Here is a 14,982-nt window from a genome sequence, read left to right on the forward strand (position 1 = left end):
GCATAAATGAAAGTTTGGAGACCGGATCCTCACTGTGATTGTATTTAGATATCTGATTCGAGAAGTTTTTAAAGCGCAAATAGCGGTACTTTTGGTGTTGTTAGCTATTTTTATTAGCCAACATTTTGTACGCGTGCTTGCTGATGCCTCTGACGGCGAATTTCCCGCCTCGCTAGTTATGACCTTACTGGGTCTTAACATGCCGTTTCTTACCGTTTTGGTTTTACCGCTGAGTCTATTTTTGGGTATTTTATTAGCCCACGGACGTATGTACGCCGAAAATGAGATGGTTATTTTTCATGGCGTTGGCATTAGTGAGTGGTATATCACCCGCGTCACTTTATTGCTTGCCGTGGCGAATATGGTGTTTACCGCATTCCTGTCTATTTATGTTGCGCCTTGGGCTGAGGAGCGACAAAACCAAGTGCTTGAGCACGCACAATCGGAAGCGGGGCTCGCTGCTCTGACTCAAGGTCGGTTCCAGACTAGTCCGAATGGGCGCGCGGTGCTGTTTGTTGAACGCATTGGTCGTGATAACAAATTAGATAAAGTGTTTGTGGCTCAGTTGCCAGATCCCGATGATGAAACGGGGGTTGCTAATGTCGTGGTGGCGCGCACGGGTAAAGTCGTTGAGGACGAGACGGGCGGTCAACGTTTGCAGTTAGAAGATGGGGTGCAATATCAAGGCAACCCTAAGCGTGTTGATTACCAAGTTGTCGAGTTTGGTGGCTACCAAATGCAGATTAAAGAGCAGGAGGTCGGTGAGCGTCGCCGTAAATTATCAGCCATGCCTATCGGTCAGCTTATGGATATCGATAGCCCTGAAGCGACTGCTGAATTCCACTGGCGTTTAGCGATGCCGCTGGCTATTCCATTAATGACTTTAATTGCAGTGCCTATGGCACGGGTGAATAACCGTCAAGGCAAGTTTGCCAAGATGTTTCCTGCGATATTGTTATACCTAGGCTATTTTGGCCTTATGGTTGCAGGACGTAAGTCACTAGAGGATGGCGTTATCCCACAATATTTAGGTATGTGGTGGATCCATGCCTCCGCCCTCGCAATCGGGATATTGCTCTTGGGTAAAGAGCGCCCGTTAGGGGCAAAAGTCTCAGGCTTATTTAAGCGAAATAAGGCAGCTAAAGCATGAGAATTCTAGATATCTATATCGCCAGAGTGCTGATTAGCACCTCTTCATTGGCGTTATTAGTGTTAACCGGCTTGTCTGGCATGATTAAGTGGGTCGATCAACTTCGTCTTGTTGGTCGCGGTACATACACCATGATGGATGCTGGTGTTTATGTCTTATTTTTGATCCCAAGAGATATTGAGTTATTTTTCCCTATGGCTGTTTTGCTCGGCGCCTTGATAGGTATGGGCATGTTAGCGTCAAACTCAGAGCTTGTGGTGATGCAGTCTTCAGGCTTGTCGCGCCTACAAATAACCATGTCGGCGATGAAAACCGCTATTCCACTGATGATCATCGTTATGATGCTTACTGAGTGGGTGGCTCCGGTTGCGGAGTTACGTGCTAAAGAGATTAAGCGAACCAATATTTCTGGCGGTAGTTTAATTGACTCTAATCGTGGTGTTTGGGCAAAAGATGGCGACCTGTTTGTCAACATCGGGGGGGTTGTCGATAGCGATAGTTTACGTAATATCACCTTATATGAATTTGACGATACCACTAACTTAACCAGTACCGTGCACGCTGATTCTGCCGAATACAAAGATAAATATTGGCAGCTATATGATGTAAGAAGAACCACGCTTAACAATGAGCGGGTGGTGCTAACTAATCTTGAAGAAGATAAGTGGTTCTCGTCACTGACACCAGAAAAACTGAGCGTGGTCTCGGTTAAGCCTGAGTCATTGTCGATTGAAGGTCTGCTCGATTACTTGGACTATCTAAAGAGTAATAATCAGGCGTCGGAGCGATATGAACTGGCATTATGGCGTAAGCTACTGCAGCCCGTAACCGTCGCAGTGATGATGCTGGTTGCACTATCATTTGTATTCGGGCCACTGCGAACGGTCACTATGGGCGCTCGAGTATTGCTCGGGGTGGTCGCCGGATTTAGCTTCTATATCTGTAGCGAGATTTTCGGCCCCTTGAGTATTGTTTACGGCCTGCCTGCGTTTGTCAGTGCCGGGATGCCCGCGCTACTCTTTAGTATTGGGGCGCTCTATTTTATTCGGAAATAATGTTCTTTATCGCGCATCGCCTACAGTGCGTTGCTCAACGAAATAGTCATTAAAAAGCCATAAAAAAAGCCAATCTACACCGATTTAACGGGTATAGATTGGCTTTTTTGTTAGATGTCTTGCAAGGTATGTCTGCTAGCTAACGTTATTCCCGCTGCATCAGAAGCGCTAAAGATCTCTGAGTCGATCACCTTCTTATATCGACTGCTATAAGAGCGCATTGCACTCTTTATAATAAGACGGTTATAAGTTATAAATAGCGAATTAAACACCGCGCCAGTTACGCATTTGATTCGCTTCTTTTGATAACTCGACAACTTCTGAACGGGTCATCATATCTTGCAGTGCTAGCTTGTCACCATTAATCAAAATCCATAAATTGCCAATTCCCAACAATGACCAAACCAATCTTGCTGCTGCAGTGACCATACTAAGATTTTGACCATTTGGATGTTGGATCTTTAGGCGCCAAGCACGCATACCCAGTGTTTGACCACCATAGCTCCAAAAGCTGATATAAAATAGGCCGACACATAAGGCTATCCAGAATTGATAAATACCTTTATAGAGCGGGGTATTGTTTAGGAGGTCAGAGACATGCTCAAACCCTCCCGTATCAATTAAACCAGTGGATGTTAAACCGATAAAAACAGCAAAACCAATTGCACCTGCAACCATGTACACGGCTACGGCAAGTAAAAGGTCATAAACTATCGCCCCACAGCGCTTAAAAAAGCCAGCACGTGGAAAGTTAGCATGTTCGTTATTAGACAAATATGAAGTCGTCATTAATATCACTTTTTATTAGGTTTATTGGATGGTGATAACTACTGGCTTACGCTTTATGACTTTTTCGGTTCATCTTTATGGTAGTAGATGTCACTAAAGCCAAAGCGAGCAAACTCTTTAGCGCGAAAGTCTTTAACAGCAGAAGAGCCTTTTGAGGTCATCGCGACTTGCTGTTCCATCATCAGGTATTGAGTTAAATCAACACCTTCAGCCGCAGCAACGGCTTCGTAGATATCGTGGAACTTATCGTAAGCAAAGTTAATCTCTCTTGCTTGGTTCTTAAATTTATAGGTGATTCTGGTTGCCATTTTTAGCTTCTCTAATGAAATTGCCGTTATGATACCAAATCTCGGCTATAAGGTATAAATCATATAGCGAGCATCTTCAGGATAACATGACAGATCTTTATCTATCATTTTAGCCTCAAAGCCTTGCTTAGCCCAGTAATGGTGTGCGCCCTGAACCGCAACCAAAGAGATTGTCGGATATTGCTGTTGCTTCGCAAAGTCGACAAGGGTTGTTAGCGCGAGCCGACCCGCCCCTTTACCTTGCGCCTTAGATGAAAGCGCAATATCGTGTAAATATAAGGTATTTGCTTGTTTTACTTCTGACAGTACTTGATCTAAAGAGGGCGGAGTATCAAGCGTCCAAGGATGCGCTAAGCAGTAGCCAAATACTTGTGATTGCGACTCGATGATAAAGCAACTCTCAGGGGAGGCATGCCACTTACTTTGTAGCACTTCGAGTGACTCGGGTTCGATTTGCGGATAGCACTCAAGTTGAATGGCTAAAATACTATCCCAATCTAGCGGTTGGATCTGACGTAACTTCATAGCGTGTCCTCGTGGTGATATCTTTCACTCCCAGCGTGATGAGTAAAGTGCTCAATACGGTGTAGGGAGTGTGACAATAGCCGGTATGGTTTTTTTAAAGATAGCGTTGTTCAAGGTGCGATCTAAAGTGTTCAGGGTTGAGTGTTTCACCGCTAGCTTGACGCATCAGGTTATCGATATCTAACAGGCTACCTTGTGACCAAACATTATCATTAAGCCAGCCCATAACATCGGTGAGTTTACCAGTATCAATCAAGTTTTCTACGCTACCAATTTTCATTTGCATCGCATTCTTAAATTGCGCGGCATACATAGCGCCTAAGGTGTAACTAGGGAAATAACCTAGCTCGCCCACGGCCCAATGAATGTCTTGCATGCAGCCGTTCTTATAATCGCCATCGGTATTAATGCCTAATAGTGACTGCATTTGTTGTGACCAGAAGTCGGGTAAGTCCGCGACCGCTAGCTCGCCAGTGACTAACGCTTTTTCTGCTTCAAAGCGCAGTAATATATGGCAAGGGTAAGTGACTTCATCTGCGTCGACTCGGATTAAACCTGGAGTGACTCGTGAATATATATTGGTAAGCTGATCGTGGCTTAACTCGCAGCCTAATAGTGTTTTTAAGTGTGGCTGAATAAGCTTAAGAAACGCCGGGCCACGACCGATTTGCATCTCACAGAATAGACTCTGGCTTTCATGCAGTGCCATTGAGCGGGCAAGTCCAGCAGGTTGGCCGCGCCATGCTAGCGGCAAGCCTTGCTCATACTTAGCGTGGCCTGTTTCATGAACGATACCCATCAGACCGCTGGTAAAATCGGCTTCATCGTAACGAGTCGTTAGGCGCACGTCACTAGCAACCCCGCCGCAGAAAGGGTGGCTACTAATATCGAGACGGCCATGATTAAAATCAAAGCCGAGAATATTCATCACTTCTCTGCCGAGCTTAGCTTGGTTAGCAGCACTTGCTGTTGGGATGGCAAAGCTTGGCTGGGACTTTTGCTTTTCTTGCACCGTTTGGATTAGGCCTGGTAACCAGGTCTTTAGTTGACCAAAGATCTGTTCAAGACTCGCGGTGGTCATTCCCGGTTCAAACTTATCGAGTAGTGCATCGTACGGGCTAACATTTTGCGCATCGGCGCGGATATTGGCTTCCTCTTTAACTAATTCCATAAGACTTTCAAGATTAGGTTTAAAGCCTTGCCAGTCGTTATTACGACGTTGCTCACGCCAGGCTTGCTCGCAGTGATAAGCGGCCTTAGTTTTAGCTTCAACTAAGCCGCCTGGGACCACATTAGCTTGCATGTACTGATAATGCATTTCGCGTAAGTTAGCTTGCTGCTGCGCTGTGAGTGGTAACTGCTCAGCGTCCTCAATGGTATGAGCTAACATTGGCGCGGTTTTTAGTGAGTGAATATGCTTTGCAAGTTCAGCCATCGCCGCACCACGTGCTTCACCGCCCCCCATTGGCATCATGGCAGCTTGATCCCAATCTCCTAGCGCACTTAGGTGCTCAAAGTGACTAATGCTTTGAAAGTGTTGGGCCAAGGTTTCATAGTGCGGATTTGTGTTGCTGCTCATAATGTTATATTTCGGTCGAGAGAATTAACGTTATGCTAGCACGTAATTTTACGGCGATTAAGCGCTAAAAAACCAAGATGTTCTGTCATTTCTGTCATTTCTGTCATTGAGGTTATCCGTCTACTCGGGAGTCTGTCGTGTCATGAGTAAAAACCGCTATGGACTAGAGTAACAAGCTAATGTAACAAGCTAAGCGAGTCATATCTAAAGCTATTGAGGAGAGGATGAACGCTTACTTCATTCTTGGCTCAGATTTTCTAGATTGATAAGAAATTTATTTTGCATGAATAAGCGTTTATTGTGATTTTATATTTGGCAGTAAGGCTTGTTGTCATTGCTTTTGTGCCAATTCAGCAAGTGAATTGCAGTGAACTCTCGACTTCATATCTCCACCTCATACTTTTGAACTATTATTCAGTCTTACCTTAAGTTATCACTATAGCGCTTGTTAATGAATTGTTATCGACGCGGGCGTGTGCTAGGTTTTATTTTGTGATTTAGTTGTTTTCACCAAAAAGAAATAATAAAAAAGTTTATAAAACTAAAAACAGAGTGGGTCGCAGTGCTCGGTCTAATGTTTGAATTTTGGAGCAAAAATATGAAATTAACAAAAGTAGCTACGGCGTTAATCGCGTTATCTCTTGGCATGTCGGCAGGTGCTATGGCAAGTGAGAGATATGTTATTCAGGTCGATAATGATAACAAGGGCGTGATTAAAGCTTTAGCTAAGAAAGTCGGGGGGGAGCTAAACCTAGAGGGCAATGGCTTTATTGCGGCAACATTTTCAGGCAAAGATTTAGCGCAGGTTAAAGGCCTATTAAATAACCCGCATGTTAGATTAATCGAAGTGGATCAGCCCCGTTTTCTAATGTCATTTAGTGATGATGCTGGTAACCCTATGACGCAGCAAGTCACCCCATACGCCGTTAAGCAATCGAATGTGAATGAGATTAGTTTTAATGCTAGTGCAGGTATGAAGGTCTGCGTTATTGACTCAGGCTTAGATAGAAGTAACCTTGATTTTGTTTGGAATAATATTGATGGTGATAACGATAGCGGCACGGGTAGCTGGGACCAAAATGGTGGGCCACATGGTACTCATGTAGCCGGTACGATTGGTGCTGCAGATAACAATATTGGCGTAGTGGGTATGGCACCGGGTGTCGATATGCACATCATTAAAGTGTTTAACGCCGATGGCTGGGGGTATTCATCTGATCTTGCCCATGCAGCAAATCTATGTAGCCAAGCCGGCGCTAACATTATAAGTATGAGTTTAGGTGGTGGAGGCTCCAACTCTACCGAGTCTAATGCATTCCAATCATTCAGTGATGCAGGCGGTCTAGTGGTTGCTGCAGCGGGTAACGATGGTAACAGTGTTCGTTCTTATCCTGCGGGCTATCCTTCAGTCATGATGGTGGGCGCAAATGATGCGGCCGACGCGATAGCTGATTTTTCACAATATCCTGGTTGTACGACAGGCCGAGGTAAGAAGCAGCGCACAGATACCAGTATCTGCGTTGAGATTGCAGCAGGTGGTGTCGATACCCTCTCGACGTACCCCGCGGGCATGGCGACGGCTTCAAATATGAGTGTTGATGGTAATCCGCTAGCCAGCTCAGCAATGGAGAATGCGGGTTCTATAAATGGCAGTACTTACTTCATGGGCACTGCCGAAGCAATCGATTCAGGTGCGAATGGTAAAGTATGTGTTATCGATCGCGGCGTTATCTCATTCCATGACAAGGTACTCAATTGTGAAACCTCTGGTGGCGTCGGTGCAATTATCATCAACAATGAGCCTGGCATGCTTTACGGCACGTTAGGTGATGCAAACGCTACGTCAATTCCTGCTGTTGGTGCAACATTTGAGGACCGTGCATCGATCGTTGCAGCAAGCAGTGCAGAGCTTGCAATTGGGACTTCTGATTATGGCTTTATGAGTGGTACTTCTATGGCGACTCCTGCTGTATCGGGTATTGCCGCACGCGTTTGGTCTAACCACAATCAGTGTACAGGTGAAGAGATCCGCGCCGCGCTAAATGCAAGTGCTCGAGATTCGGGAGCCTCGGGTCATGATGTCTATTTCGGCCATGGTATTATTGATGCACAAGCTGCAGATACATACCTAACGGCAAATGGGTGTGCTGGTGATGATAATGGTGGCGAACCGGGTACGGGCGATGGTCTAACGGTTACGACTAATCACTATAAGCAAAGAGGTGTGAAGACGGTTGAGTTGAGCTTTAGTGGTGCAGCCGGTAGCGAAGTCGATGTTTATCGTGATGGCACGCTAGTTGGAATATCTTCAAGTTCGGCGACTTATATCGATACTATTAGCAGTAAAGGCGGTGGAACCTACACCTATAAGGCGTGTGATACCCAAGCTACGACGTGTAGCGCCGATGTGACGGTATCATTCTAAAGTAAGATTTTAAAAATAAAATGGCCTGCATTAGCAGGCCATTTTTATATCTTGTATTAAACGTTAGCCTAAAGTGGCAACAGTATCGTTAATGCCGGCTGTCGATTTTTAGGCCAAATCTGATAAGCCTTATGATGCTTAATCAAAGAGGCCTTTTTATTCCCTGGGCTTAATAGCAAATTATGCTTATATGCCATCTTGGCGAAGGTCATTTCATCTGCACGGACATAAACCGTAATCGGTTTAATGAGCTCGTCATTGACGATGCGCTGGCTAAATTGATCATCAGAGATAATTAAGCTATTGCAGCCATCGCTATCAAGCTTGAGCTTCTTAGTCACTTCTTGATCTGTGATAATTAACCACTCTTGACTTGCTAGCTCTGCAATCATGGCATTAATAGACAAACCTAAACCGTTTTGTTGGTCGTTAATATGGCTATATTGCGCCTTAATCTTTTGCAATAAGACTTTTAATTCCGCACCTGCGCCCATGCTGCGCGCTTGACGGATCCATAAGGTTAAGTCATCGGCGACAAGCTTTGAAAAAGTACGTTGCTTTAATGCGGTGACCATCCAGCTGCAAAGAAAGTGACTCTCAGCCGCAGGTGTTCTTACGCTGCTACTATTAGCGCTTGCTTCTGAAAGTGCTTCTAGGCCCGCAGTCGCGAACGCTAAAACAGCTTGGTTATAGGTGATATCTGACATGGATTCTCCGCCGTAGTGATGTGATAAATGAGACGGCTAGGGGATTATACCTAATGGCGATATAAGTATGAAATTAACTTGCTCGCTAAAGGTATTTTACCGATTAAAAAAGGCACCAATCAGGTGCCCTTTCTGTTCATAAAATAATTCGGTGTCCGTACAGCGATTATTTAATCTTCTTTATTTTTGCCGGTGATGCATTTTTAACTTTTACACGGCGGCCTTGCATGTTTTTCTCTGCAATAACCTGTGCGCCAACATTATCGACGCGCTGTTGTTTCTTAGCAAAGCTGCGACGTGTCTGAAGCTGCTTGATCAATAGCTCGCGGCTACCGACTTCATAACCTGGAATGCTAATGCGGCGCAGTTGTTGACCAATTAGCTTTTCGATATCGGCAAGGGTGCGCTCTTCTTCGCGGCTAACAAAAGAGATAGCCACACCAGACTTACCTGCACGGCCAGTACGGCCAATACGGTGAACATAATCTTCAGCCAAGAAAGGCAAATCGAAGTTAACAACGTACTCTAAACCTTGAATGTCAAGGCCGCGAGCAGCGACTTCTGTTGCAACTAACACGCGCATCTTGCCTTCTTTAAACTCACGTAATGCACGGCGACGGCTACCCTGTGCTTTTTCGCCGTGAACCACTGCAGTTGGAATACCATCAAGGTTAAGCTCTTTTTCAAGCTTATCGGCAGCATCGCGAGTGGCCGTAAATACCAGTACTTGTTGCCAGTTTTTCTTACCGATTAGCTCAGACAATAGCTCGCGCTTACGGCGCTGCTCTACAGGGTAAACAACTTGGCTTACTGTAATCGCAGTGGTGTTTTGCTTGTCGGCAGCAATCACGTTTGGTTTAACCATCATCGTGTTTGCTAGCTGTTTAACTGCGGTAGAGAAAGTGGCAGAAAATAATAAATTTTGACGTTTCTTATTCACCGCTTGCAGAATTTTTTGGATATCGGCGCTAAAGCCCATATCTAGCATACGGTCGGCTTCGTCTAGGACTAAAGACTCGATGTTAGATAGGCTTAAGTTACAAGAAACGAGATGCTCAAGTAGACGGCCTGGTGTTGCGATAATGATATCGGCGCCACGCTTTAACTTAGTTGCCTGACTATCCATTTTGACACCACCATAAATGGTAACAATCTTCATATCTAGGTATTTGGCGTAGTCATTGATGTTATCGGCAATTTGCGCTGCTAGTTCACGAGTCGGGGTTAAGATCAACGCGCGTGCATTCGAGCGCCCCGTAACGCTTGGGTTATCTAGCATCTTTTGTAAGATAGGCAATGCAAAAGCGGCTGTTTTACCGGTACCTGTTTGCGCACTCGCAAGTACATCTTGGCCACGACGAACGGCTGGGATCGCTTGCTGCTGAATTGGTGTCATTTTTTCATAACCACATTCAGAGATTGCACGCAAAATCTCAGGAGCAAAACTAAAAGATTCAAATCTCATGATTGAGGAGTCCTATGTTCAACAATTCAATTGCTAACAGGTAACGTTAGCGTCTATCTATACCATTAAAATGGCGGTGGCGGAGTATAGCAAACTTTTAGGTTAAAACCTGCACTTTTTCAATGGCTATTTTGGGACAAAGGCAATAAAAAGCAGTGCTTGAGCACTGCTTTTGTTAAATAGGTTGGCTGCAAGGTTAAATTGCAGCGGTGACCTTGTTCAGCCAAGTTAAATCATCACCTTGCATAAATGGCGAGAGTTTATCATTAACTTGTTGATGATATTGGTTAAACCAATTAACTTCAGCCTCAGTTAAATAGCGCTTGTCGATTAAACGTGAGTCCATCGGGATAAAGGTCATTGCTTCAAACTCAAGCATTTCACGTTCGCTATTGGCCAGTGTTTGGCATGGACGCACCGCGATTAAGTTCTCTAATCGGATACCGAATTCATCGGCGCGGTAGTAACCTGGCTCATTAGAAAGCACCATGCCCTCAAGTAGCGCGACGTTTGAGCGACCTTTTGCAATCCCCTGCGGACCTTCATGAACGCTCAAGTAGTGACCTACGCCGTGACCGGTACCGTGGTCAAAGTCAAAGCCATGCTGCCATAAATATTGACGGGCAAAAGAATCGAGTTGCATACCGCTAGTGCCTTTAGGGAACTTAGCTTGATCGATTGCAATGTGGCCTTTTAATACTAAGGTCACCATTTTTCTCTGCTCATCCGTGACATCACCAATCGCAATGGTTCGAGTCACATCTGTGGTGCCATCTAGATATTGTGCCCCAGAGTCGACAAGGTAGATGCTGTTCATCATCATCTGTGCAGGGGTGCCATTGTTATGATTGTAATGGCACATTGCAGCATTTGCGCCGGTGGCTGATATGGTATCGAAGCTAGGCTCTTGATATTGAGGGTCCGCTAAGCGGAAGCTTTCCAGTTTATCTGCAAGATACGCTTCATCATATAAACGGTTAGCCGCGACTTCATGGTCTAACCAAGCCAGAAAACGGCTTACCGCCACACCGTCACGAATATGGCAGGCCTTCATGCCTGCAAGTTCAGCCTCGTTCTTCTGCGCTTTAGGTAAGGCAACGGGATCGTGGCCGGCGATGAGCAGTGCACCCGCAGACTGAGCGGTAAGTTGTAGCCAAGCATTGCAGCTCTCTGGACTTGCCAGAACTTTAGTGCCGCTTAATGTGGCAAGCGCTGCAGCCAGTTCAGATTCATTGTTAAAGCTGACGCCTTCACCGACGTGATCAAGGATGTTTTTTGGCAGCTTGTTGATGTCGGTAAATAGCTGCATATCGCCATTGGCGTGCAGCAGCGCAGTGCCCAGTACTACGGGGAGGCATGGAATGTCTTTACCACGAATATTGAGTAACCAGCAGAAAGAATCTAACGCCGAGATAATTGCGACATCGGCGCCTTGTTTTTTGATCTCTAAGCCAATGCAGGTGCGTTTTTCTAGGCTAGTTCGCCCCGCGCTTTGCTCGCTAAATAGCATGATAGGGTTACTTGCCGGAGACGGTCTGTCAGTCCAATGCAGGTCAATGGGATTTTGCTCGACTTGGATTAACTGGATTTGCGCATTAGTCAGTTCGCTATGGGTTTGGTTAAACCATGCTAGCGTATGCAGACGAGCATCGAAACCGACCTTAGCGTTTGCGCCAAGCTGTTCAATTAGCCACTGCGCCTGAGGCGTGTCGTGTAGACTTAAATACTCAAATAAATTGCCATCAACTTGTTGGCGAACTTGCACCGTATAACGGCCATCGACAAAGATTGCAGCGCGGTCTTTGAGTACGATAATCATGCCCGCAGAACCGGTAAATCCACTGGCCCACAGCATGCGCTCATTATGCTCTGGTACATATTCACCTAAGTATTCATCGGCGCGGGGAATAATAAAAGCGTCCAGGTGAGATTTTGCCATTTCACTACGAATGGCACTAAGGCGGGCTGCAATTGTATTTGACATTCAAACTCCGTTATCAGCGCTAAAGCTCGTTTCTACTGAGCTGTAGTCTGTTTATTTTTGTACGAATTTAGCGCGGAGATTACCATAAAGCGCTTTATCTTGGGAGGTTAGCGGTACAAATTAATCTGTCGCTTTTAATGCGAGTGTTAAACAAATTGAACGGAATGTTTATAAAGCTGAGGGTTCATGCCACTATAGTTTGCTATTAAGCCTCAACATGAACATTCAACTTCTGCAGCAATATTGCATTAAGGAAACGCTGATTTTATGCCATTTAACGTTTGGGTGTTAATGCTAGCGCAAGCATTTGCTATGAGTGCTACGCCTATGATGATGTTGCTCGGAGGCTTAATTGGCGCCGAAATTGCGCCCTCCTCAGAACTGGCGACTCTGCCGATTGCCTCTATGGTCATAGGGCTTGCGCTATCAGTACTCCCCGTTTCTAAGTTGATGCAGCGCTTTGGGCGAAAACCTGTATTTATCGGTGGAGCGTTACTCGGGGCTAGCTCTGGGCTTATTGCTGCGCTGGCGACATCGCAACAGAGTTTTACTTTATTCTGTTTTAGTGGCGTAATGCTGGGCTCAGCAGGGGCTGTGGTGCAGCAATATCGTTTTGCTGCCATGGAGTCTGTCAACGAGGCGTTGGTTGCCAAGGCTGCCTCAAGAGTACTGCTCGGCGGGCTTGCCGCGGCTATCATCGGCCCTGAATTAGCCGTTTGGGGGAGCAGTCTATTACAGCAGACCTATGTCGGTGCATTTTTGTGTCTAACATTTGTCAGCCTTATCGCCGCCATAGTGTTAAGTTTTTATCGTGAACCTGAGCTTGAAAAACGGGTTAACCGCCAGCAATCTCAAGCTAGTGCTAGACCACTAGGCAAGATTTTAACTCAGTCGCAGCTTTGGGTTGCCATTGCGGGGGCGACCTTAGGTTATGCCATGATGAGTTTTGTGATGACCGCGACGCCGCTGCATATGCATCATGTCGAGCATCACTCACTGGCTGACACTAAATGGGTGATACAAAGTCATATTATTGCCATGTATTTACCCTCTTTATTTAGTGGTGTCCTTGTGGCGCGCCTCGGCGTTTCCAAGATGATGCTACTAGGTCTGTTGGCTTACCTTATTACCATTATCACTGCCGTTATGGGGCGAGATCTACTTAACTATTGGGCCGCTTTAGTATTGCTTGGCATTGGTTGGAATTTTTTGTTTGTTGCCGGTACCGCCTTGTTACCTCGCTGCTATGACAAGAGTGAGCGTTATAGAGTGCAGTCCTTTAATGACACCTTCATCTTTGGCGCACAAGCGATAGCATCACTCAGCGCTGGCTGGGTTATTCACCAATTGGGGTGGAGTATATTGTTGGTGAGTTGCTTACCTTTGATTGCGGCTCTGCTACTGCTTATTTCATGGTGGCAATGGAGTAAGAACAAGGCGATATCTAGCCTGTAATTAATCCTAACTTAGGTGGCGCCTTAGGCGTGTTTAGCCGTTAGTTCACCGGAGGCGGAGATGAGTTCGAGTGCAACTCATATTGAGGTTTCATCGACAATTATTTGCATTTAGCCCGGTTTGTTACTGACGTTTTGTATATTTTATGCTAGAAAGTGTGGCATTGTGATTGAAGCGAACGCGATAGCCTCGTTTGGCTATGGTTGGCTTAGGTTGGCTTAGGTTGGCTTAGGTTGGCTTCGGTTAATTTATAAATAGTTAAATAGTTAAATAATTAAATAAAGGGTAAGCAGATGACCTTAGGTGTAGGCGGTTCTACCGCAGAGCAAGAATTAGCAAAATTAGCGGATATGACTCAAGGTGTTGAGCCTATTAGCCGAGAAGAGTACCAAGCTCGAATCGCTAAAGCGCAAGCTATTATGAGTGAGCAGGGAATTGCTGCTATTTACCTAAATGCTGGCACTAACCTTTATTACTACACGGGAACTCGTTGGTACGCCAGTGAGCGTATGGTTGGCGCGATTTTGCCTGCCAAGGGCGATGTTGAATATATTGCACCAGCGTTTGAAGTCGATACATTGAACGGCTTTATGGTTATCGACGGCAAGGTTAATACTTGGCAAGAAGATGAAAGTCCTTTTGCGCTGTTTGGTCATGTACTGGCTAACATGGGGATTGCATCGGGTGATATCGGTATCGATGAGTCAGCGGCTTTCTTTATTTTCGATGGTGTGCGTCAAGCGCATCCTCAATACAATTATGTGAATGCAAAGCCGGCAACGGCGGGTTGTCGCATGATCAAGTCGGCTGTAGAGCTAAGCCTGCTACAACGTGCGAAAGACATGACAATGGAAGTGCACAAAGCCGTTGCGCGTATCTTGCATGAAGGCATCACCACTAGCGAAGTCGAAGCCTTTATCAATGCGGCGCACATTAAAGTGGGTATTCCTGCCGGCTCTTACTTCTGTATCGTATTATTTGGTGAAGACAGTGCTTATCCGCACGGCGTTAAGTCACCAAAGGCGCTAGATCTAAATGATACCGTGTTGATTGACACAGGTTGTCAGCTATACGGTTATAACTCAGATATTACTCGTACTTATGTATATGGTGAGCCAAGCCCACGTCAACGCGAATTGTGGCAGTTTGAGCAAGATTCACAAATTGCTGGCTTTGAAGCGGCGCAATTAGGTGCAACTTGTGCCAGCGTTGATCGCGCTGCTCGTGATGTACTTGAAGCTGCTGGCTTTGGCCCTGGTTACGACGTACCGGGTTTGCCGCACCGTACTGGTCACGGCGTGGGTCTAGATATTCATGAATGGCCATATTTAGTGCTAAACGATCATACTCCGCTAGAAGTTGGCATGTGTTTCAGTAACGAGCCTATGTTGTGTGTACCGGGAGAATTCGGCGTACGTCATGAAGACCACTTCTACATGACAGAACAAGGCCCAGTTTGGTTCACAAAGCCAGCTCACTCAATTGACGACCCATTTGGCTACGAAGCGTAAATTGCTAAGCTAGATTATCAAAGAGTCAT

Annotated in this window: 12 protein-coding genes; 5 read left to right on the top strand and 7 right to left on the bottom strand. The window is 45.7% G+C overall.

Annotated elements, in window-relative coordinates; all coding sequences use genetic code 11:
- The first annotated feature begins 34 nt into the window (after positions 1-34).
- Together lptF and lptG are read left to right on the top strand one after the other, a co-directional pair.
- Entirely contained in the window at positions 35-1,150 is a 1,116-nt protein-coding gene (gene lptF, locus ACVBIL_RS07625; protein WP_447166374.1) for an LPS export ABC transporter permease LptF, read from the top strand.
- The gene (lptG, locus tag ACVBIL_RS07630; RefSeq protein WP_447166375.1) at positions 1,147-2,205 is read left to right on the top strand and encodes an LPS export ABC transporter permease LptG; all 1,059 of its coding nucleotides are present in this window, start codon (positions 1,147-1,149) and stop codon (positions 2,203-2,205) included. The genes lptF and lptG overlap by 4 nt, the downstream gene beginning before the upstream one ends.
- Before the next feature lie 264 nt (positions 2,206-2,469).
- Here the strand turns inward: lptG and ACVBIL_RS07635 are convergent, their stop codons facing one another.
- The 4 genes from ACVBIL_RS07635 to ACVBIL_RS07650 form a co-directional block, all read right to left on the bottom strand.
- Positions 2,470-2,979, bottom strand: a complete 510-nt coding sequence (locus ACVBIL_RS07635; protein WP_447166389.1) for an RDD family protein — start codon at positions 2,977-2,979, stop codon at positions 2,470-2,472.
- Between the two features lie 68 nt (positions 2,980-3,047).
- A complete protein-coding gene (locus ACVBIL_RS07640) occupies positions 3,048-3,302 on the bottom strand; it encodes a DUF2960 domain-containing protein (protein WP_447166376.1) in 255 nt (84 codons plus the stop codon).
- 45 nt (positions 3,303-3,347) lie between these two features.
- Positions 3,348-3,827 carry a GNAT family N-acetyltransferase gene (locus ACVBIL_RS07645; protein ID WP_447166377.1) on the bottom strand — a complete coding sequence of 160 codons (480 nt, stop codon included), beginning with the start codon at positions 3,825-3,827 and terminating at the stop codon, positions 3,348-3,350.
- Between the two features lie 94 nt (positions 3,828-3,921).
- Positions 3,922-5,406, bottom strand: a complete 1,485-nt coding sequence (locus ACVBIL_RS07650) for a carboxypeptidase M32 (RefSeq protein ID WP_447166378.1) — start codon at positions 5,404-5,406, stop codon at positions 3,922-3,924.
- Positions 5,407-6,004: 598 nt separating this feature from the next.
- Here ACVBIL_RS07650 and ACVBIL_RS07655 point away from each other — a divergent pair.
- Entirely contained in the window at positions 6,005-7,831 is a 1,827-nt protein-coding gene (locus ACVBIL_RS07655; protein WP_447166379.1) for a S8 family serine peptidase, read from the top strand.
- 68 nt (positions 7,832-7,899) lie between these two features.
- Here the strand turns inward: ACVBIL_RS07655 and ACVBIL_RS07660 are convergent, their stop codons facing one another.
- The 3 genes from ACVBIL_RS07660 to ACVBIL_RS07670 all read right to left on the bottom strand — a co-directional run bounded on the left by ACVBIL_RS07660 (position 7,900) and on the right by ACVBIL_RS07670 (position 11,987).
- Positions 7,900-8,538, bottom strand: coding sequence for a DUF2913 family protein (locus ACVBIL_RS07660; RefSeq protein ID WP_447166380.1), 639 nt, complete (start codon positions 8,536-8,538; stop codon positions 7,900-7,902).
- A 166-nt stretch (positions 8,539-8,704) separates the two neighbouring features.
- Complete coding sequence (locus ACVBIL_RS07665; protein ID WP_447166381.1) at positions 8,705-10,003, bottom strand: DEAD/DEAH box helicase; 1,299 nt, start codon at positions 10,001-10,003, stop codon at positions 8,705-8,707.
- Positions 10,004-10,199: 196 nt separating this feature from the next.
- Positions 10,200-11,987 carry an aminopeptidase P family protein gene (locus ACVBIL_RS07670; RefSeq protein WP_447166382.1) on the bottom strand — a complete coding sequence of 596 codons (1,788 nt, stop codon included), beginning with the start codon at positions 11,985-11,987 and terminating at the stop codon, positions 10,200-10,202.
- A gap of 267 nt (positions 11,988-12,254) precedes the next feature.
- Here ACVBIL_RS07670 and ACVBIL_RS07675 point away from each other — a divergent pair, with 267 nt between their 5' ends.
- Complete coding sequence (locus ACVBIL_RS07675; protein ID WP_447166383.1) at positions 12,255-13,442, top strand: MFS transporter; 1,188 nt, start codon at positions 12,255-12,257, stop codon at positions 13,440-13,442.
- A 293-nt stretch (positions 13,443-13,735) separates the two neighbouring features.
- Entirely contained in the window at positions 13,736-14,953 is a 1,218-nt protein-coding gene (locus tag ACVBIL_RS07680) for a M24 family metallopeptidase (protein ID WP_447166384.1), read from the top strand.
- Positions 14,954-14,982 lie beyond the last annotated feature (29 nt).

The organism is Shewanella sp. 125m-7, assembly GCF_052977045.1.

Excerpts from the sequence above, each read along its gene's own strand:
- ACVBIL_RS07670 (WP_447166382.1), bottom strand. The coding sequence starts at position 11,987 with ATGTCAAATACAATTGCAGCCCGCCTTAGTGCCATTCGTAGTGAAATG.
- lptG (WP_447166375.1), top strand. The coding sequence starts at position 1,147 with ATGAGAATTCTAGATATCTATATCGCCAGAGTGCTGATTAGCACCTCT.
- ACVBIL_RS07660 (WP_447166380.1), bottom strand. The coding sequence starts at position 8,538 with ATGTCAGATATCACCTATAACCAAGCTGTTTTAGCGTTCGCGACTGCG.
- ACVBIL_RS07680 (WP_447166384.1), top strand. The coding sequence starts at position 13,736 with ATGACCTTAGGTGTAGGCGGTTCTACCGCAGAGCAAGAATTAGCAAAA.
- ACVBIL_RS07640 (WP_447166376.1), bottom strand. The coding sequence starts at position 3,302 with ATGGCAACCAGAATCACCTATAAATTTAAGAACCAAGCAAGAGAGATT.
- ACVBIL_RS07655 (WP_447166379.1), top strand. The coding sequence starts at position 6,005 with ATGAAATTAACAAAAGTAGCTACGGCGTTAATCGCGTTATCTCTTGGC.
- ACVBIL_RS07645 (WP_447166377.1), bottom strand. The coding sequence starts at position 3,827 with ATGAAGTTACGTCAGATCCAACCGCTAGATTGGGATAGTATTTTAGCC.
- ACVBIL_RS07650 (WP_447166378.1), bottom strand. The coding sequence starts at position 5,406 with ATGAGCAGCAACACAAATCCGCACTATGAAACCTTGGCCCAACACTTT.
- ACVBIL_RS07665 (WP_447166381.1), bottom strand. The coding sequence starts at position 10,003 with ATGAGATTTGAATCTTTTAGTTTTGCTCCTGAGATTTTGCGTGCAATC.
- ACVBIL_RS07675 (WP_447166383.1), top strand. The coding sequence starts at position 12,255 with ATGCCATTTAACGTTTGGGTGTTAATGCTAGCGCAAGCATTTGCTATG.